Below are 18,736 nucleotides of genomic sequence, written 5' to 3' on the forward strand. Positions count from 1 at the left end.
TTGAATAAATCGGTGCTGATTAATTCGTTCACTACAGGCATGACTGTGCCTGGCGCGCATTCCCTAGGACCAGTTTGCCGGCTGCCGGTCTGCCGCAGATTCACTGCTGGGTACCGGGCGCGCCTGAGCAACCACACCATACAGATCTTTCACATTCAGCAGACGGGTGGCGTTTAGTAAGATAATCAGCTTGTTATCGACGGTGGCAAGCCCGCGCACAAAACGGCTGTCGATGTGGCCGCCGAAATCCGGGGCCTCTTTGATATCGACCGACGCCACCTTGTACACTTCCGACACAGCATCCACCACCAGACCGACCACCACACTACGCTCGCCATCACTGGTGCGCAAAACAATCACCACGGTGGTTTCGGTGTAGTCGACCGGTGCCCGACCAAAGCGCTGACGCATATCAACAATGGGTACAATGCAACCACGCAAGTTGATAACACCGCGCAGGTAGTCGGGCGTGCCAGGAATAACGGTAACCGGAGTCCACACCATAATTTCCTGCACACAGAGGATATCAACACCAAACTCTTCACCGTCGAGCAGAAAGGTGAGGTACTCCTGTGCTAGGCTACTCATGTGCGGAACCCTCCTCTTCCAGCGTTAACAGTTGATCCACATGCAACAGGGTGACGACATTTTTGCCGACATTGACCAACCCCTGAATATAGTGCGCCTCTACCAGGCCTCCGAAGTTGGGCGCCGGTTTGATATCGCAGGCTTCGGCATTCAGCACATCCGACACCGCATCCACAACAAAACCCATGGTGCAGTTCATACGGTCGTTTTTCACAGCTAACACAATTACCACAGTCGTTGGTGTGTAGTCCGGCTGGCCAATCTGGAAGCGAATACGCAGATCGAGAATAGGAACAATCACACCGCGCAAATTAATAACGCCCTTAACATAATTCGGTGAATTGGGTATTAGTGTTGGCACTTCCCAACCACGAATTTCGGTTACCGAGAGAATATCAACACCATAGTGTTCATTGCACAGGCGAAAGGTGAGATATTGATCGCCATCCGTAATGAAATCGATGCCCTCCAGCGAGAGCTCTTTACTGTTATGCGATCCTACTTCCGGCACTTCTATAACAGCGTTCATCTAACCTACCAATTATTTGCCAAAGCTTGCCAAATCCTGCTGAAGTAATCTTCAGGCAGCCCGGCTGCTGTGTACTCGTTTACGGGGACGGGCCGCGTTTTTAATTAAGCCCGGGATATCCAAAATCAGCGCCACGGAGCCATCACCCAGAATCGTCGCACCCGAAATCCCGTCAACGCGTTTGTAATTGCTTTCCAAACTTTTAATGACCACCTGCTGTTGTGCCAGCAGATCGTCCACCAACAAGCCAATTTTGCAGCCATCACCCTCTACCACCACCAGCAAAGCATTTTCCAATTCGGTGTTGTCTGCCTGGATATTAAATTCCCGGTAGACGGGGATGATGGGCACGTTGTCGTCACGCAAACGGTACAACACCATATTGCCCGAGACCCGATTGACCAGATCGGTTTTAATTTGCAGCGATTCAACAATGGCCACCAAGGGTATAACAAATACTTCCCGGCCAACGCGCACCAGCTGGCCATCCAAAATCGCCAGCGTCAGTGGCAGATGCACACGGAAGGTGGAACCTTGGCCAAGGTGAGATTCAATTTCGATACGCCCACCCAGCGATTTAATATTGCGGCGCACCACATCCATGCCCACACCGCGACCGGAAAGATCACTCACCTCAGCCGCCGTTGAGAAGCCTGGTTCAAATATAAGCTCATAAATCTCTGCATCCGACAGCTCCTGGTCGGCTGCAACAATGCCCTTCTCCCGGGCTTTGTTTAGAATTTTTTCCGGGTCCAAGCCACGGCCATCGTCGGTGATCTCAATAACGATGTTGCCGCCTTTGTGCTCCGCGTTAAGACGGATTGAGCCGGTTTCCGGCTTACCCGCTGCCAAGCGCTCGTCGGGCAGCTCCAAACCGTGATCCACCGCGTTGCGCACCAGGTGCACCAGTGGGTCGCCGATCTGTTCCATCACAGTTTTATCGAGTTCGGTCTGCTCACCCGATAAGATCAGATCCACTTGCTTACCGGTTTTAATCGACAAGTCCCGGATCATGCGCGGGAAACGATTGAAGGTGAAGCTGATCGGCAGCATGCGGATGCGCATCACGCTCTCCTGCAGCTCCCGGGTATTCTGTTTCAGCTGTTCCAGGCCATTGGCAAGTCGCTCCAACTTTTCCATATCGAAATTATTGCCGAGCTCCGACAGCATGGACTGGGTGATCACCAATTCACCAACCAGGTTAATTAAATTATCAACCTTATCGATACCCACTCGAATGGAGGGGCCTGAACCACCCCCCGTCATCGCAACGGCATCGCCTTTGGTGGGCTCGGCCTTAACGGGAGTGGCAGGAGTCTTAGTGGGTGCAGAGGGCGAGCCGGTTTTATCCTTAGCCGAACTGGCAGCGACAGGAGCGGTAACCTGCGCTAATGCCACCTCACCCACCAGTTGCTCGGTGGGCTCTTCCTCGGCGGCGATCACCTCGGCCACATCGGTCACCGCCGATTGACTCGGTTGCGGGGCCTGCACGGCGGCCGCTTCAACGTCATTAACCCGCCGAATCTCCAGCTGGCACTCGTCCAGCACCCAATCAAACACCTCTTGAATCGTGTCGTGGTCAGCCTCTGAGGCCAGCAGCAATCGCCAACTGATAAAACACTCATCAACGGTTAACTGGTCAAATTCCGGCACACCGGTAACATCGGCGATAACAGTAAGGTCACCCAATGTTTCCAACTCGCGAAAAATACGCAGGGGTTCATTACCGGTTAACAAAATTTGTGGCTGGGGTTTGAAGTCGATTAGCCAGCGACCGCAGGCAGCGGCGCTGTCGGTTGCAATATCGCTATCGGTTTCAGTATTGATTTCAGCGTCGCGATCAGTGCTCAACATAGCGCCATCGCTACCAAAGAAGGTCTCTTCCAGAGCATTGGCCTGATTACTTAATGCGCCCACATCGGCAGTGGTTTCACCATCAGTTGGTGCTACGTGGTCGGTGAGCAGCTCTTCAAAGGCAACCAGCAGTGGTTGACTGGTGGTGGTATCGATGGGTTGCTCCTGTTCCAGCGAACGAACCATCTCTCGCAGGGCGTCGCAGGATTGCAGTAGCAGATCAATGGCTTCAGCGGTCAGCTCGCGATTCCCTTCCCGCACCTCATCCAGCAGAGTTTCGAGTACATGGGTAAAGCTAACCATCTCAGAGAAGCCCAAGGTCGCACTGCCTCCTTTAATAGAGTGTGCGGCTCGAAAGATGGTATTGATTAACTCGGAGTCGGTAATGCCTACCTTGCTGATCTCCAGCAGCCCCTGCTCCATAATATCGAGGCCTTCGTAGCTCTCTTCGAAGAAGACCTGATAAAACTGCTTGAAATCAATACTCATGGCCCGAACCCTTTCTCTAACCGAGAACCTTGTTGACCGTTGCCAATAGCTTTTCCGGGTTAAACGGCTTCACCAACCATCCGGTGGCACCGGCACTGCGGCCCTCGCTTTTTTTATCCACGGAAGATTCGGTGGTGAGCAATAAAATCGGGGTGTACTTGTAATCGGGTAGGGAACGCAGATTTCGCACCAGCTCAATGCCATTCATAATCGGCATATTTAAATCGGTGATTACCGCATCAAAGCGGTCGCCCTTGGCACTGTTCAATGCCTGCTGGCCGTCGGCAGCATCCTGAATCTGGTGTCCAGCCGATTGTAGTGTTGCCGCAACCATATTACGCATGGAGGCAGAATCATCCACGATTAAAATTCGAGCCATGCAATTACTCCTCAACAAAAAACTTTAGATAACGTCTTCACGCCTCAGGCAGCATCCCTGGCTGCCCGAATCACACTGCCAGACAACTAGCTGCCCGCAACCGGACTCAAACCAAGCTGTTCCGTTAACCCCAACAGGTTGGCGGCTTGCCTCAGCTCGGCACTGGGCTTACGCCACAGCAATTCACCCCCTAAGGTATGCAACTCCCGCCTTAGGCTGACAAACATCTGCAAGCCGGCGGTATCCGCTTTCACCACACTGTCGGCTTTCAACTCAATGGTGAGCGCCTTCTGCATGGATTTGCTCAACCGCTTATGCAGTGCTGCGGCCTGCTGGATATCGAGCGTGCTACCGCAAGAGAAAACTGTTTTATCTGCCATCCGTTGTCGACCTAAAAACGCAATACACCAATCCAAAAACCACAGCGGTTGCTGCCGGATTACCGTCACTTCACCTATCTCTATCGGCGTACAAGGGCAGGACTTTAGGCAATTCTGCCTATTCCACTCACGCTGAATCCCGGCTGTAACCACCCGTAGTCAGTGGCGCTGAGCTCACTGCAAGTGGGGTGAAGCAGCCCCTTGAACATCAATGGGGAGACCTAATGCAAGCTAGTGCTAATAAGCGTAGACGCAATATTTATAAATTGCTTGACGATTGCTTGAATGTACGAAAAACCGCAGAAATTCGGCGTGCAAAATTACCGGAAGAGATTTTAAGCGTAAGAATTTACTTCGTTTTGATATTAAATCTGTCAGAAATACTAGCCTGACAAAGCTACGCAGGTGTGTAAGTTTTCACCTGTACGACCATTAACTATTAGGCCTTTTATCAACTTTCTGGCACTGGTTATCACCTCAACCAAGCCGAAATTGACAGACCGGTCGGCATTGACTAGATAGTTATCTAGCACTCCTTAATTAAGTCACAAACACTATTGGTGAAGCCGACGTTGTCGGATCGCAGGTTGTCCCTTGGAACCTAAACTAGATAAATGTCCGGTAAGCAGTAATGACCAACCTGAATGGACTTAATATTCTACAGTTGGGTAACACCCCTAAAGCTCAAGCGGTATTCAACACCCTAAAGCTCCCGGCTGAACATCTGCTGCGCTCATCGCTGGTGGGAGCCTTTCGAGCTCAATCGCTGACTGAAGCCAATGAATTCCTCAATCTCAAACGTTTCGAAATTGTGCTGCTTAGTCTCGACTTCTCCCAGGAGGACTGTTTTGCCTACTTGGCTGAAGTGCACCAAACCGCGCCCAGCAGTTCGATAGTAATCATTGCCGATAGCCAATATGAGAGCCAGGCGGCCGGCTGTGTAAAACACGGTGCCAGTGACTATCTAACCCTGGATGAACTCACGCCCAAAAATTTAGCGCGGGTTATGCGCTATGCCATTGAAAGAACGCAGATCACCCTGCAAACATTAGAAACCACTCATCTAGACTCCACCACCGGTCTCACCAATCGTTTCGGCTTTATGAATTACATACAACGACAATTGGCCGAGGCCGAACGGTTACAATTCCACTTATCGCTGTTTTACGTCGACTGCGATAATTTCAAGATGATCAACGACACCCTTGGCCACCAAAAGGGTGATGACTTTTTGGCACATTTCGCCAGCAACCTGCGACAGTGCGTGCGAAACAACGATTTTGTGGCGCGCCTGAGTGCCGATGAATTTGTGTTGGTGATTAATTCGAAAGACAACCGGGTGATCCCTTCTGCCGTGGTGGCCGATAAAATTTTGCAATCGATCCGACGTGGAATTCAATTATCCACCGGAGAACATATTGAGGCTCACTGCAGTATTGGTATCACCCACTACAATGGTGAAGGCCGCGCCCCGAGCCCGGATAAATTCCTGCAGGAGGCCAACTCTGCCTTAAAGCAGTCGAAGAAAAAAGGCGGTGACTGCACCAGCTTTTTTGATCGCGACCTGGGCCGTAAAGCCGAGCGCCGCATACAGCTGTTAAAAAGTATTCGCATCGCCTTTAAGCGCGGCGAGTTTTTCTTGCACTACCAACCCATTATTGAAGCCACCACCGACCGGGTGCGCGGCTACGAGGCACTGCTGCGCTGGAACCGTAGCGGCGTGGAGATGGTGTCACCCACGGAGTTTGTGCCACTGCTGGAAGAGACCGGCATGATACACATTATCGGCTCCTGGGTTATACAGCAGGCCTGTCTCGATTTCGGAAAATTAAAATCGTTCGGCTGCGTGGATAAGCGCTCCTGGATCAGCGTTAACATCTCCCCCATGCAGCTGCAGGATCCAAACTTTGTCCGCCGTTTAAAAAGAACTCTGGCCGAGGGCGGCATCGCCTCTCACCACCTGCATCTGGAGATCACCGAATCCTCACTCATGGAGAAGAGCGAGTTCACCTTTCAAACACTGGCCGGTATCAAAGAGCTGGGCTGTGCACTGTCACTGGATGATTTTGGTGTTGGCTACTCATCGATGAACCACCTGAAAGAGTTGCCCATCGACACCCTGAAAATTGATCAGTCGTTTGTTCGCCACTTCGATGACGAGGAGTCAGACCGGGCCATCATCCGGGCAATGGTCTCCCTGGCCCACAACCTGGATAAAGCCGTTGTCGCCGAAGGGGTGGAAACCGCAGACGCCGCCAATTTCCTCAAGCAGCGCCGCTGTGAGTACCTGCAGGGGTTCCTCTACTCAAAACCATTGACCATCGACGATGCCATTGCCTACACCATCCGCACCAATCGCCTTCAGTCGCCAGCCATCGCAAAGTCATCAGCCTCACCCAATTGCGGTGGCTGAGTCACACTCGACACCAGCAGCATCACCAGGCTCGCCAGTACAAACCCCGGCAGCAACTCATAAAGATCAAACACGCCGCCCTGCAACTGCGCCCATACCACCACCGTCACCCCGCCAGTAACTATGGCCGCCAAGGCCCCGGCAAAGGTGCTCCGCCGCCAGTAGACACTGAACAACAGCACCGGCCCGAAAGCCGCACCAAAACCGGCCCAGGCGTAGGAGACCAAGCCCAGCACAGAGCTACTGTCATCCATGGCCAACCAGGTGGCGACCAGGGCCACCAACGCCACTGACAGTCGGCTCACCCACAACACATGGTTGTTGCTCGCCCGCGTGTGGACAAACTGCTTGTAGAGGTCCTCAGCCAGTGCCGAGGAGCAGACCAGCAGCTGGGAATCGGCGGTGCTCATAATCGCGGCCAAAATCGCCGCCAGGAGAATACCGGCCACAATTGGGTGAAAGAGTGTATTCACGAGCACCATGAAAATGGTTTCGGCATCGGCTATCACCACCCCTTGAGAGCGGGTAAGCGCCACCCCTACCAGGCCAACGGCCAGGGCTGAGATCATAGTCAGGGCGCTCCAGGTCACGGCAATGCGCCGAGCGGCAGGGACATCGGCGACACTGCGGATCGCGGCAAAACGGGTGAGAATATGGGGCTGACCAAAATAGCCCAACCCCCATGCCAGTGACGAGACCAGCGCAATCCAGCCCAACGGCTGGCCATCGCTGCCACTAAAGGCATTGAGCAGCGCCGGATTGATCTCGTCCAGCTGGCTGCTAAGCCCCGAGCTTAACGACTGCCAGCCAATCACCGGCACAATCACTAAGGCCGCCGCCATCAACAGCCCCTGCACCAGGTCCGTCCAGGCCACGGCCAAAAAGCCGCCAAAGAAGGTGTAGCCAACAATGCACAGGCAGCCCAACACCACCGCCCACTGATAAGGCAGGCCAAAAACCGTATTAAACAACTTGCCCCCGGCGACCAGCCCGGCACTGGTGTAAAACAGGAAGAACAATAATATAAAGAGGGCAGAAACCCCCTGTAACAGCCGTTTGGAGTCGTGGAAACGGTTACTGAGGTACTGGGGAATAGTCAGCGAATCCTGGTAGCGCTCGGTGAAGTCGCGCAGGCGAGCCGCCAGAAACTGCCAGTTGGCCCAGGTGCCGATTAACAACCCCAGGGCAATCCAGCTCGCCTCCAATCCAGCCATATAGGCGTAGCCTGGCAGCCCCAACAGCAACCAGCCGCTCATATCCGAGGCCCCGGCACTCAACGCCGCCGGCCAGGGGGAGAGGCTGCGCCCGCCCAGAAAGTAATCTGCGGAGTCGCTGGTTGAACGCCAGGCCCAGTAACCAATGGCAAACATCGCCAATAGATAGATAAGAAAGGTGGCTACCACACTGCCATTGAATGCGGCCAGGTCTGTTGCAAACATAAAAACGGTAATCCCTTATTGATGAAGTAGCGCACGCGCCCTTTTTTGATGGTTACGCTCTGCTGGGCGTTCCAGCTATGATCAACAGCCAGGCAGGCGCTCAAGCGCCCACCAAACGAGGAGACCTAAAGTGATAGCCAACGAATTTCGCGAACTCTACGCCATCCATCTGTTTCACCGCCTCAACCAGATCCACCAGGCTCTGGGGGAAGCAGTGTTCGAACAGTTGGTGATTGATGGTGGCGGCTTAAAGTACCGCTTTCTGGACGATACCAGCTATCCCTTCAGACTCAACCCCTACCTGGCCCGCCTGGCACCGCTGCAACAGCTACCCGACAGCTTCATTATTATTGAGGAGGGCAGCCTCAAGCCCAGGCTGCTGGTCTATCAACCCAGGGATTATTGGCACGCAGTGGCGGGTATCGACGATGAGTGCCTGCACGGCCAGTTTCAGATCGAAAACTACCACGACCGTGACCAGCTCTACGCCGAGCTGCCCAATCACTCTCTGGTTGCCTACCTGGGGGAGCGGCCCGAGCTGGTCGACCAGGCCACCGCCAATCCGCCGGCATTGCTGAATCGCCTCGATTTCCAGCAGGCGGTAAAAACCGACTACGAAATCGCCTGCATTGCCAGAGCCAACCTGATCGCTGCCCGCGGCCACGAACGGGTGCGCGTCGATTGCCAGCGGCCGACCAGTGAACTGGCGCTGCACCTGGCTTACCTGGAAGCGATTGCCGCCACCGAGGAGGAGCTCCCCTACGACAACATCATCGCCTGTAATGCCAACGCTTCCACGCTGCACTACACCCAGCGTGAGCGAACCCTCACCAACCCGCAGAGCCTGCTGATCGATGCCGGTGCCACCTATGCCGGCTACTGCGCCGATATCAGTCGCACTTATTGCGCCAAGGGGGGGCTGTTTCAGGAGTTGATCAACGCCATGGAGGCACTGCAGTTAAGGCTGGTGGCGGCGGTCAAGCCGGGCATTAACTACGTCAGCCTGCACGAACAGGCCTACCGGGAGATTGGCCAGCTGTTGGTGGATTTCAATTTTCTGCGTTGCAGCGCCGAACAGGCGGTGGCCGGGCGCTTGGTGGGTATCTTTTTCCCGCACGGGGTTGGTCACCTGCTGGGCGTACAGGTGCATGATCGCGGCGGCTGGCAGCACACCCCCGAGGGCGCAATCCAGCCACCACCGGAGGAGTATCCATTTTTACGCCTAACCCGTACCTTGGCAGTCAATCAGGTGTTCACCATCGAACCGGGGCTCTACTTTATTCCGCAACTGCTGCAGGCGGCGAGCGACAGCCAGCGCCGCTGTATCAATCAGGAGTTGGTGGAGGCGATGTTGCCCTACGGTGGCATTCGCATTGAGGACAACGTCTGTGTCAGCGACGACGGTGCGGACAACCTCACCCGCACCGCCTTTGCCACACTGGCCCACTAGCTAATCCTTTGGCCAGACACTGCTTATAACAAGATTTAGGCAGAGAGCACCTTATCGACCAGCGCCTTGGCATCGCGCTCAAGCTGGGCCAGGTGGTCGGCACCAGTGAACGACTCCAGATAGATTTTGTAGATGTTCTCGGTGCCGGATGGACGGGCAGCAAACCAGCCGTTGGCGGTCTCGACCTTGAGGCCGCCAATCGCCGCACCATTGCCCGGCGCTTTGGTCAGTACTCGCACAATGGGGTCGCCGGCCAGCTCATCGCCGTCGACGTCTGACTCGCTCAGGTTACTCAACCGAAGCTTCTGCTCGGCCGTAGCCGGCACATCGATACGGCGGTAGAGGGGCTCGCCGTATTGGGCGGTCAGCTCGGCGTAGTGGGCGGCGGGATCCTTGCCGGTTACTGCTAAGATCTCCGCCGCCAGCAGCGCCAAAATAAAGCCATCTTTGTCGGTGCTCCAGACACGGCCATCCCGGCGCAGGAAGGAGGCACCGGCGCTCTCTTCGCCACCAAAGGCCAGCTTGCCATTGAACAGGCCATCGACATACCACTTAAAGCCAACCGGCACCTCACACAGCACCCGGCCCTTGCCTGCCACCACCCGGTCGATCATGGCGCTGGAGACCAGGGTTTTGCCCAGCGCCAAATCGGCCGGCCACTGGGGACGGTGGTCAATTAAGTATTGAATAGCCACGGCCAGATAGGCGTTGGGGTTCATCAGGCCACTGCCAGCACAGACGATGCCGTGGCGGTCGTAGTCCGGATCGTTACCCACGCTGATATCGAACTGATCCTGCAGCTTCAGCAGGTTGGCCATGGCGTAGGGGGAGGAGCAGTCCATACGGATCTTGCCGTCTTTATCGAGCGGCATAAAGGCGAAACTGGTATCGACCTTCTCATTGACCACGGTGATATCCAGGCCGTAGCGTTCGGCAATCGGCCGCCAGAAGGCGATACCGGAACCGCCCATCGGGTCGACACCGATACGCACACCCGCCTTGGCGATGGCCGCCATATCGATCACCTGGTCCAACTGGCCAACGTAGTGGTCGATGTAATCGAACTCTTCAATCAGGCCTGCTGATTTAGCCTCCGCGATCGCCATACGCTCGACACCTGCCAGGCCGGATGCCAACAGCTCATTGGCCCGCTTGGCCACCCAGCCGGTGATGTCGGTATCGGCCGGGCCACCCATGGGTGGGTTGTACTTGATGCCGCCATCCGCCGGTGGGTTGTGCGAGGGGGTAATAACAATGCCATCGGCCTGAGCAGTGCCAGCCTCATTGTGGGTGAGAATGGCGTGGGATATCACCGGTGTTGGCGTGTAGCCGTCACCCGCCTGTACCCGGCACACCAAACCGTTGGCCGCCAGTACCTGCAACACCGAGATAAATGCCGGTTCGGAGAGGGCATGAGTATCCTTTCCGACATAGACAGGCCCACTAATACCGGCCCCTTTACGGTACTCGGCAATGGCCTGGCTGATCGCCAGGATATGATCTTCGTTAAAGCTGACGTTGAGCGCGCTGCCCCGATGGCCGGAGGTGCCAAAACTGACCGCCTGCTCGGGGTGGCTTTGTACATCCGGCTTTAAGCAGTAGTAAGCGCTAACCAGCTGAGGGATATTGATGAGGGTATCCAGAGGTGCGGGCTGCCCCGCCAAAGGGTGTAATGCCATGGTAATTGATCCTTTTACCGAAACCGGCACAATTACACCATTTATGGTGGTAAATGCCCACCGCCTAGGGATTAGTGGCGGTCATGCCCACCCCAGGGGCGTCTGCTGGTCCGCACAGCCCTGTTCGAACAGAGATTTTAGGTTCAGTTTCTGGCACAGACTCTTTATAATCCGCCCCCTCCAATTTTCGGGGGTTAAATTCTAACCACTGATCTGACTTCAAAAATTGCAGGAGACCTGCCTTTGAGTGCGAAAGTTGCCGTGGTGATGGGCTCGTCCAGTGACTGGCCGACCATGAAAGAAGCGAGCGAAATTTTGAGCCAGTTGGGCGTGGACCACCATGTTGAGGTGATCTCCGCCCATCGCACCCCCGATAAGATGATCCATTTTGCCGATACCGCCGCCGACGCCGGTTATAAGGTGATTATTGCCGGTGCCGGTGGCGCCGCCCACCTGCCCGGTATGATCGCCAGCAAAACCCGCCTGCCGGTGCTGGGTGTGCCGGTACAGAGCAAAGCCCTGAGCGGGAAAGACAGCCTGCTCTCTATAGTACAGATGCCCAAAGGCATCGCCGTGGGTACCCTCGCCATCGGCAGCGCTGGCGCTTTTAATGCCGGCCTGTTGGCAGCGCAGATTCTGGCCACCACTGACGACCAGCTGGCCGCGCGTATTGAGCAGTTCCGCGCCGCGCAGACGCAGGCGGTACTGGACAACCCCGACCCCCGTTAACCTTATTCATCGAGCGGTAGAGAGCACCATGGCAAAAATTTGGGTATTGGGTAATGGCCAGTTGGGCGCCATGTTGAAACACGCGGCCGCGCCACTGGGGCTCGATGTCGAGCCGGTGGATATCGACTCCACCACCCCGATCACGCTGGCCGCCGATGATCTGGTCACCGCCGAGCGTGAGCAGTGGCCCACCACCGACATCACCACCCAGCTCGCCAACCACCCCAACTTTGTCAATCTGCCGGTCTTCCCTACCCTGGCCGATCGCAAAACCCAAAAAGAGCTGCTCGACTCCCTGGCCATCGCCACCGCCCCCTGGCGGCCGGTAGAGGCCTCAAGCAGTGCCGATGAGCTGCACGCCCAATTGGGTGAAAAGGTACTGTTGAAGCGCCGCAGCGGTGGTTACGATGGCCGCGGCCAACACTGGCTGCACCAACCGCTGGGCACCGTCATCCCCGACCAGTGGCACGACCACGCCATCGCCGAGCAGGCCATTAACTTCGATGAAGAGCTCTCCCTGGTAGGTGTCCGCGACGCCGGCGGTCAGATGTTCTTCTACCCGCTTACCCTTAACCTCAATACCAATGGGATTTTACGGGCCACCGTCAGCCCGGTAGCCCGTCTGCAGGGGCTGCAGGCCGAAGCCGAGGCCATGCTTGGCAGCCTGCTCAGCGAATTGAACTATGTGGGTGTGATGGGGATGGAGCTGTTTCGCCAGGGCGGGCAGCTGATGGTGAATGAGCTGGCACCGCGGGTGCACAACACCGGTCACTGGACTCAAGCGGGAGCCTCCATCAGCCAGTTTGAATACCATATGCGGGCCGTGGCCGGCCTGCCCTTGGCCGCCCCCTGGATCAAAGCCACCAGCGTGATGATCAACCTGATCGGCTCTGAATTTAATGAGCAGTGGCTCTCCGTCGCCGGTGCCGAGGTCTACTGGTACCAGAAAGCGGTGCGTCCCGGCCGCAAAGTTGGCCACATCAACCTCAGCCACACCGAGCCCGCCAAACTGACGGCCAGCCTGCAAGCTCTGGCCGGCCTGTTGGAGGACGACTACCAGGAGCCCATCGCCTGGTCGCTGCGCGAGTTGAACTCGGCGGCTGGCAACTAGCCTCTTACCGCCCGCTAGCGCAAGATCCTTTCAGGGGTTCTAGCGCAGCCTACGCCTAGGGGTGCTAGCGCACCTTGGCATAGTGGTGCTCGCGGGTCTCCTGGCGCGCCTTCTCCTCCGCACACAGATCCGCCGTTGGCCGCAGCAGTAGGCGCTGCAGGCCAATGGCTTCACCACTCACCTTACAGTAACCGTAGTCGCCCTCATCCAGACGATTGATGGTTGAGACAATTTTGCGCAGCAGTTTGGTTTGGCGGTCCGCCATGCGCAAACGCTGCCGGTTCTCCTCTTCGAGCAGCGCCTGATCCAACTCATCGGCCTCCCGCACGTAGCTGCCCATCTCCTCCCGAGTGGTCTGCAGCTGAGACTCTATCTCCAGTTTGTTTTGCATCAGCAGCGCTTTAAAGAACTGCAGCTGCTGGGGGTTCATGTAGTCGTCGTCGGACATGGCTAAGAGTTGTTGTTGTGTAAGCATGGCGAGGTTTCCTTGGCTGGCGTCCCTGTCTTAGAAATTAGGCTGCGCCACCTGCTTTCGAATCCCGGCGTGTAAGCCATCAGTGGGCACAGACTGACTAGCCGGCAACCAGATTTCCCGGTTGCCAAACTGCCGGCCAATATAGCCAGCTGTTTTGGCAGTTCTATGACAGCCGAACCTCGCCTGGCCGGCGCCTGCAACGACCGCGACAACGGCCACCACTGTGGCGGCGATAGCAGTATAATGCCCAGCCAACCTTCCATAGCGAGTGAGTAGCATGACCCTATTTCGACCCTGTATTGATCTGCACGCGGGTAAAGTGAAGCAGATTGTCGGCGGCAGCCTGACCGAACAGGGCGCCACCACCAATTTCGAAAGTGAACAGGGCAGCGACTTTTTCGCCAACCTCTATAAGGAGTCCGGCCTTAGCGGGGGCCATGTGATTGGCTTGGGGCCAGGCAATGAGCAACAGGCCAAGCTGGCACTGGCTACCTGGCCGGGCGGGTTGCAGTATGGCGGTGGTATTAATCCCGACAACGCCAGCGACTATTTAAACGCCGGCGCCAGCCATGTGATAGTGACCTCCTACCTGTTTGTCGATAACCAATTCTCCTGGCCGAGACTGGCGGCGCTGCAAGCACAGGTTGGGCGGGAGCAGCTGGTACTCGACCTAAGCTGCCGGCGCACAGAGGCCGGTTGGAATATTGCCACCAATCGCTGGCAGACAGTGACCAGCACCCAGATCACCGCCGAGACTCTGGCACGTCTGGCGGCAACCTGCAGTGAATTTCTGGTGCACGCGGCCGATGTCGAAGGATTACAGGGGGGAATGGATACCGAGTTGATTGAGTTTCTGGGTGAGCACTGCCCGATACCGGTTACCTATGCCGGCGGTGCCCGCAACCAGGAGGACCTGCAAATGGTGCACAAACTCTCCCAGGGGCGGGTGGATATCACTATAGGTAGTGCACTGGATATCTTTGGTGGTAACGGCATCACCCTGGACGAGTGCATCGCCTGGAACCGCAGCCAAGGCCAGGCCGCATCGGGCCACTAAGCTGGCCTCATCTTAAAAGTCACCGGCGACGAAGTGCTCAACAGCTGGCGAATGGACGGTGGGAGTGAAAGGAGTATTGGTAAAATTTGCCGCCGGGCGACAGAGCCCGACGCACCCATGGCAGACCTGTAAATTATGACAGGTAGGGCAGCCGGTTCGCCCAACCTTAAATCAACCTGCCAGGCAAGATCTTCGCCTTGCGCAACCAATCACCCAAGCAACAAAGCAACAAAGTGGGTTCCCCGCCACACCCCCCGCAGTCCTCAGCCAAGCCCTTAGCGCAGGCTGAGCTCAGTGACAACAACCGCCAGATGCCAATTGGCAGTAGCCGTGCCTATCGCGCTTAGACCTAAATTAGTATTTAATAATGGCCCATTAGTAAACTATTGGCTATAAGTGGTATTAATCCTCACCCTGTGGCCGGTATCAATTTTTCACTGATTAAATATTGCTACGCTGCAGTACTGCGTTGATTCGATTACGCAAAGCGCTCTACCCACAGACAATCGTACAGGACGCAGCTAAAGAACCACTTAACGATTCTCCAACATGGCCACCGTATTTTGACTGGAAGAACAGGGAAGGCAAAAGGTTACCTTAGCTTAAAGTGGCAGGCTGTCATCGGCGTGAGCATCGTTCTTATCGCCGGCTTCAGCGTTCTCACGATTAACAGCAAGCGCGACCTGCAGGAGAGCTTCTCTATTGAACGCCAGCGGGTCTTCGCCGAGCGCAAAAAGGCGATCAATGCCGCACTGGCGACCACCAATCAACAACTGCAGCGGCTGGCCAGCCAGATGCAGAGCCTGGCACTCCACTCCCCCCAAGCCAATAAACTCGACGCATTGCGCCGCAACCTCAACCTGAACTGGGAACAGCTGCACAGCGAGTGGGGTGTTCTGGGCATCACACTGCTGGCCAATGAATTGAACCGGAAGGTTACCTGGGGCCAGCCGTTTGCCATTGAACAGCTGCCGCAAACCTGGCTGACCGGTGCCCAGGTCAATGAAACCCCCATCAGCCGAGTATGGTGCGGTGATAGCTGTGTGCAGCTGACCATAGTCCCGGTCGCCACCGAGCTCTCAGAGATGGGCCTGCTGGTGCTGACCACCTCGATTTCGGAGCCGTTGCTGCAGTTCCAAGCCAATGCCGATGTCGACACCGGCCTCTTGATCAACACCGAAATTGTTGAGGAGAACATAGATCTGGCGGCCCTGCCCTGGCACTACACCCTGGGCGCTCTCACCGGCGGCGACGATCGCGCGCGGCTACTAAAAAGCTTTGCCAGCGAGTTTGATTTCAAATCGGTGGCCACCCAGCGCACCCTCTATGAGTGGCAAGAGCGCGCCTACGAATTCAGTTTCATCACCCTTTCCGAAACCAAAAACGACTCCGCGGCGATCATCATTATTGATGACGTTTCGCAGGAGCTGGGTAAATTGCACGACACGGTCAACTACCAGATTGTGGTCTCCATCTCGGCTTTTCTGCTCACCGAACTGGTATTGCTGGCCATGCTCTGGCAACCCATGATGCGCCTGCAGACCCTGGCCAAGGCGCTGCCCAAGCTGGCCAGCGACTCCCGCCAAAATATTAACCCACTGCTCTCCGCCAAACATAAACGCGACATTATTCGCAGCGAAATTCATAACCTGTTCGATGCCAGCTTCCTGCTCTCCCAAACCCTGGCTGAGCTCGATAAAATTGTCGAGTCGCGCACCAGACGTTTGAAAAACCGCAGTCAGGAGCTGCTGCAGGAGCGCAACTTTATCACCAGCCTGCTGAACAACGTGCACGTGGTTATCCTTACCCAGGACTACGACTGCCAAATTAAAATGCTCAACTCCGAAGGGCTGCGCCTGTTTGAGTTGGACGAAGTCAACTTCCAGGCCACCCACTTTGACCGGCTCCTGGGCAGCGCCGACCGCTATGCGTTTCTGGAGGGGCTGCAACAGTTAAGCGGCGGCCGAGCCAATGAATTTAACCAGGAGTTAAATCTGACCAACCGCCATGGCGACAAGATTCACATGGAGTGGTATCACACCCGTTTGCCCAGCACAGTCTCGGAAGAGAACCTTATCCTCTCGGTGGGCATGGATCTCACCGCGCGTAAAGTAGCGGAGCACAACCTGGCCTGGCTCGCCGACCACGACTCCCTCACGGAGCTCTTTAACCGTCGTCGCTTCCAATTGGAATTTATGCGTATTTTGGCCAACGCCCATAAAGCCAGCGCGCGCGGTGCGTTGATCTTTTTTGATATCGACCAGTTTAAAACCGTCAACGATACCAGTGGCCACCCGCTGGGTGATCAGCTGCTGCGCGAGGTCGCCGCCCTGCTGCAGGCATTCTGCGACCCGACCGATGTGGTCGCCCGTTTGGGTGGCGATGAGTTTGCCATTATCAAACTCAACTGTGGCAACAAAGAGGCGTTGGAATTTGCCGAAACCTTCTGTGAATCGGCCAAAAATGTTCAGTACCAAAGCCAGGGCTCAACCCACCGAATCAGCCTGAGCATTGGTATTGCCCTCTTTCCCGACCACGGCCGCAATATTGATGAGTTGATGGCCAACGCTGACCTGGCCATGTATCGCGCCAAAGCGGCCAACAATGCCCGCAGTAGTTGGCAGGTCTACTCCGACGACGCCACCGACAAGGCCGACCTCTACAACCGCCAGGCGTGGAAACAGAAAATTGAGCACGCCCTGGAGCAGCAAAAGTTTGTCCTCCATTTCCAACCCATACTCGATATTCACGGCGAAAAAATTTCGCACTTCGAATCCCTGCTGCGCATGGAAGAGGACAACGGCACGCTGAGCACCCCCAACACCTTTATCGCGGTGGCGGAGTCAACCGGGTTGATCTACGAAATTGATCACCAAGTAGTGCGCCTGGCAGTGGATGCCCTGGAGAAGATGCACCAGCTCGACAGCAATATCAGCCTGTCGGTCAACCTCTCGGCACGGGCAGTCTCCAACAAGGAGTTTGTGCAGTTTGTCGAGGCGACCTGTAAAAATCGCATTAAGGATAAATCGAAATTAATTTTTGAACTGACCGAAACTTCCGCCGTGGAAGATGTTTCGGTCGCTGCCAGAGAGATCGCCAACTTCCGCCGGCTCGGTTATAAATTTGCGCTGGACGACTTCGGCGTTGGCTTCTCGTCCTGGTACTACCTGCGGCAGTTGCCGGTGGATTTCGTTAAAATCGATGGCTCGTTTGTGCGCAATTTAGCGCAGAATGTTGAAGATCGGCTGTTTGTTAAAGCCATCAATGAGGTGGCGCAGGGGCTCGGCAAACACACCATTGCCGAATTTGTGGAAGATCAATACGCCCTCTCGCTGTTAACCGCGATGGGCGTTAACTTTGCCCAGGGTTATGAAATTGGCAAGCCTCAGCCATTGGCTTCTGTCTTATCCAACTTTTCTGTCGCTTCCTGATACTGCCCTTCGCCGCCGCCGGCTTATGGATTACGGCCAACAAAATGGGTGTCGTAAAAGGTTTTGATGGCCGCGACATCTTCGTTGATATCACCGCTTAAATTGGCAAGCGGGCAGATATAAAAAGTCTTCTTCGGGTAGTGCCAAGCCACCAGTAACACCGGCACTTCGGCCGCTTCGGCAATACGCAAAAACCCGGTTTTAAATTTCTCCACCTGGCTGCGGGTTCCCTCCGGTGTAATCGCCACCCAACAGTGATCATTATTGGCAAACCAGGTTTTCATCTGCACCATTACCTGGTCGCCGCGGGAGCGATCAATGGGAATACCCCCCAACGCCATAAACAGCCCTTTAAAGGGCCAGATAAACGCCTCTTTTTTCATCAGATAGGAGAACTTAACACCCAACGCCATCACCAGAAACATGGCCACCACAAAATCCCAGTTGGAGGTGTGCGGCGCACCGGCAATCACCAACTTGGAGTGGTTGGGCAGCTCACCGGCAACCTTCCAACCAATCAGCGCCATTAAACGGCTCCCCAGCCAGCGGGTAAAACGGTTGCCCATGCGCGGCATGGCCGCCGGTGGCGTGAACGCCTCCACCGCCATTGCCGGCGGCAGGGTGTAGTTTTTTATCAGCTCTTGCATAGTGGTGTTATTTTTTTAATTTTATTTAGTTGCCAATTACGCCTTTCACCCAATCACACGCCCGGCCTCGCAAGCCGCCAGGCCGC

15 protein-coding genes are annotated in these 18,736 nt (G+C 55.7%); 6 read left to right on the forward strand and 9 right to left on the reverse strand.

Annotation, left to right across the window (positions count from 1 at the left end; translation table 11 throughout):
- Positions 1 to 63 precede the first annotated feature (63 nt).
- The 5 genes from SBL51_RS11340 to SBL51_RS11360 all read right to left on the reverse strand — a co-directional run bounded on the left by SBL51_RS11340 (position 64) and on the right by SBL51_RS11360 (position 4,219).
- Positions 64 to 588: a chemotaxis protein CheW gene (locus SBL51_RS11340; RefSeq protein ID WP_317931043.1), complete on the reverse strand. Its 525-nt coding sequence runs from the start codon at positions 586 to 588 to the stop codon at positions 64 to 66.
- Positions 581 to 1,117, reverse strand: a complete 537-nt coding sequence (locus SBL51_RS11345; protein WP_317931044.1) for a chemotaxis protein CheW — start codon at positions 1,115 to 1,117, stop codon at positions 581 to 583. The genes SBL51_RS11340 and SBL51_RS11345 overlap by 8 nt, the downstream gene beginning before the upstream one ends.
- A gap of 51 nt (positions 1,118 to 1,168) precedes the next feature.
- Positions 1,169 to 3,460, reverse strand: coding sequence for a chemotaxis protein CheA (locus tag SBL51_RS11350; RefSeq protein ID WP_317931045.1), 2,292 nt, complete (start codon positions 3,458 to 3,460; stop codon positions 1,169 to 1,171).
- Positions 3,461 to 3,476: 16 nt separating this feature from the next.
- Entirely contained in the window at positions 3,477 to 3,839 is a 363-nt protein-coding gene (locus tag SBL51_RS11355) for a response regulator (RefSeq protein WP_317931046.1), read from the reverse strand.
- 86 nt (positions 3,840 to 3,925) lie between these two features.
- Positions 3,926 to 4,219, reverse strand: coding sequence for an STAS domain-containing protein (locus SBL51_RS11360; protein ID WP_317931047.1), 294 nt, complete (start codon positions 4,217 to 4,219; stop codon positions 3,926 to 3,928).
- Positions 4,220 to 4,850: 631 nt separating this feature from the next.
- On the opposite strand from SBL51_RS11360, the gene SBL51_RS11365 reads away from it, so the two are divergent.
- On the forward strand, positions 4,851 to 6,632 hold the full coding sequence (locus SBL51_RS11365) for a putative bifunctional diguanylate cyclase/phosphodiesterase (RefSeq protein WP_317931048.1): 1,782 nt from the start codon (positions 4,851 to 4,853) through the stop codon (positions 6,630 to 6,632).
- Here SBL51_RS11365 and putP read toward each other — a convergent pair.
- Entirely contained in the window at positions 6,581 to 8,071 is a 1,491-nt protein-coding gene (gene putP, locus SBL51_RS11370; protein WP_317931049.1) for a sodium/proline symporter PutP, read from the reverse strand. The two genes, SBL51_RS11365 and putP, sit on opposite strands and share 52 nt — an antisense overlap.
- A gap of 130 nt (positions 8,072 to 8,201) precedes the next feature.
- Between putP and pepQ the strand changes: the two genes are divergently transcribed.
- A complete protein-coding gene (gene pepQ, locus SBL51_RS11375) occupies positions 8,202 to 9,521 on the forward strand; it encodes a Xaa-Pro dipeptidase (protein ID WP_317931050.1) in 1,320 nt (439 codons plus the stop codon).
- A 35-nt stretch (positions 9,522 to 9,556) separates the two neighbouring features.
- Here the strand turns inward: pepQ and pgm are convergent, their stop codons facing one another.
- Positions 9,557 to 11,200: a phosphoglucomutase (alpha-D-glucose-1,6-bisphosphate-dependent) gene (gene pgm, locus SBL51_RS11380; RefSeq protein WP_317931051.1), complete on the reverse strand. Its 1,644-nt coding sequence runs from the start codon at positions 11,198 to 11,200 to the stop codon at positions 9,557 to 9,559.
- A 243-nt stretch (positions 11,201 to 11,443) separates the two neighbouring features.
- On the opposite strand from pgm, the gene purE reads away from it, so the two are divergent.
- Together purE and purK are read left to right on the forward strand one after the other, a co-directional pair.
- Positions 11,444 to 11,929, forward strand: a complete 486-nt coding sequence (gene purE / locus SBL51_RS11385; RefSeq protein ID WP_317931052.1) for a 5-(carboxyamino)imidazole ribonucleotide mutase — start codon at positions 11,444 to 11,446, stop codon at positions 11,927 to 11,929.
- Positions 11,930 to 11,957: 28 nt separating this feature from the next.
- Complete coding sequence (gene purK / locus SBL51_RS11390; RefSeq protein ID WP_317931053.1) at positions 11,958 to 13,040, forward strand: 5-(carboxyamino)imidazole ribonucleotide synthase; 1,083 nt, start codon at positions 11,958 to 11,960, stop codon at positions 13,038 to 13,040.
- A 64-nt stretch (positions 13,041 to 13,104) separates the two neighbouring features.
- Here the strand turns inward: purK and SBL51_RS11395 are convergent, their stop codons facing one another.
- The gene (locus tag SBL51_RS11395; RefSeq protein ID WP_317931054.1) at positions 13,105 to 13,515 is read right to left on the reverse strand and encodes a TraR/DksA family transcriptional regulator; all 411 of its coding nucleotides are present in this window, start codon (positions 13,513 to 13,515) and stop codon (positions 13,105 to 13,107) included.
- Between the two features lie 277 nt (positions 13,516 to 13,792).
- Here SBL51_RS11395 and hisA point away from each other — a divergent pair, with 277 nt between their 5' ends.
- Positions 13,793 to 14,572 carry a phosphoribosylformimino-5-aminoimidazole carboxamide ribotide isomerase gene (gene hisA, locus SBL51_RS11400; protein ID WP_317931055.1) on the forward strand — a complete coding sequence of 260 codons (780 nt, stop codon included), beginning with the start codon at positions 13,793 to 13,795 and terminating at the stop codon, positions 14,570 to 14,572.
- 626 nt (positions 14,573 to 15,198) lie between these two features.
- Complete coding sequence (locus tag SBL51_RS11405) at positions 15,199 to 18,003, forward strand: putative bifunctional diguanylate cyclase/phosphodiesterase (RefSeq protein WP_317931056.1); 2,805 nt, start codon at positions 15,199 to 15,201, stop codon at positions 18,001 to 18,003.
- A gap of 23 nt (positions 18,004 to 18,026) precedes the next feature.
- Here the strand turns inward: SBL51_RS11405 and SBL51_RS11410 are convergent, their stop codons facing one another.
- Positions 18,027 to 18,650: a 1-acyl-sn-glycerol-3-phosphate acyltransferase gene (locus tag SBL51_RS11410; protein ID WP_317931057.1), complete on the reverse strand. Its 624-nt coding sequence runs from the start codon at positions 18,648 to 18,650 to the stop codon at positions 18,027 to 18,029.
- Between the last annotated feature and the right edge of the window lie 86 nt (positions 18,651 to 18,736).

The sequence above is a fragment of the Halioxenophilus sp. WMMB6 genome, from assembly GCF_033283405.1.
Lineage (GTDB): Bacteria > Pseudomonadota > Gammaproteobacteria > Pseudomonadales > Cellvibrionaceae > Halioxenophilus.

Bases quoted from the DNA above. Each gene is read 5' to 3' on its own strand.
- SBL51_RS11365 (WP_317931048.1), top strand. From the start codon at position 4,851: ATGACCAACCTGAATGGACTTAATATTCTACAGTTGGGTAACACCCCT.
- SBL51_RS11340 (WP_317931043.1), bottom strand. From the start codon at position 588: ATGAGTAGCCTAGCACAGGAGTACCTCACCTTTCTGCTCGACGGTGAA.
- hisA (WP_317931055.1), top strand. From the start codon at position 13,793: ATGACCCTATTTCGACCCTGTATTGATCTGCACGCGGGTAAAGTGAAG.
- putP (WP_317931049.1), bottom strand. From the start codon at position 8,071: ATGTTTGCAACAGACCTGGCCGCATTCAATGGCAGTGTGGTAGCCACC.
- SBL51_RS11345 (WP_317931044.1), bottom strand. From the start codon at position 1,117: ATGAACGCTGTTATAGAAGTGCCGGAAGTAGGATCGCATAACAGTAAA.
- SBL51_RS11355 (WP_317931046.1), bottom strand. From the start codon at position 3,839: ATGGCTCGAATTTTAATCGTGGATGATTCTGCCTCCATGCGTAATATG.
- SBL51_RS11395 (WP_317931054.1), bottom strand. From the start codon at position 13,515: ATGCTTACACAACAACAACTCTTAGCCATGTCCGACGACGACTACATG.
- SBL51_RS11360 (WP_317931047.1), bottom strand. From the start codon at position 4,219: ATGGCAGATAAAACAGTTTTCTCTTGCGGTAGCACGCTCGATATCCAG.
- purK (WP_317931053.1), top strand. From the start codon at position 11,958: ATGGCAAAAATTTGGGTATTGGGTAATGGCCAGTTGGGCGCCATGTTG.
- pgm (WP_317931051.1), bottom strand. From the start codon at position 11,200: ATGGCATTACACCCTTTGGCGGGGCAGCCCGCACCTCTGGATACCCTC.
- SBL51_RS11410 (WP_317931057.1), bottom strand. From the start codon at position 18,650: ATGCAAGAGCTGATAAAAAACTACACCCTGCCGCCGGCAATGGCGGTG.
- SBL51_RS11350 (WP_317931045.1), bottom strand. From the start codon at position 3,460: ATGAGTATTGATTTCAAGCAGTTTTATCAGGTCTTCTTCGAAGAGAGC.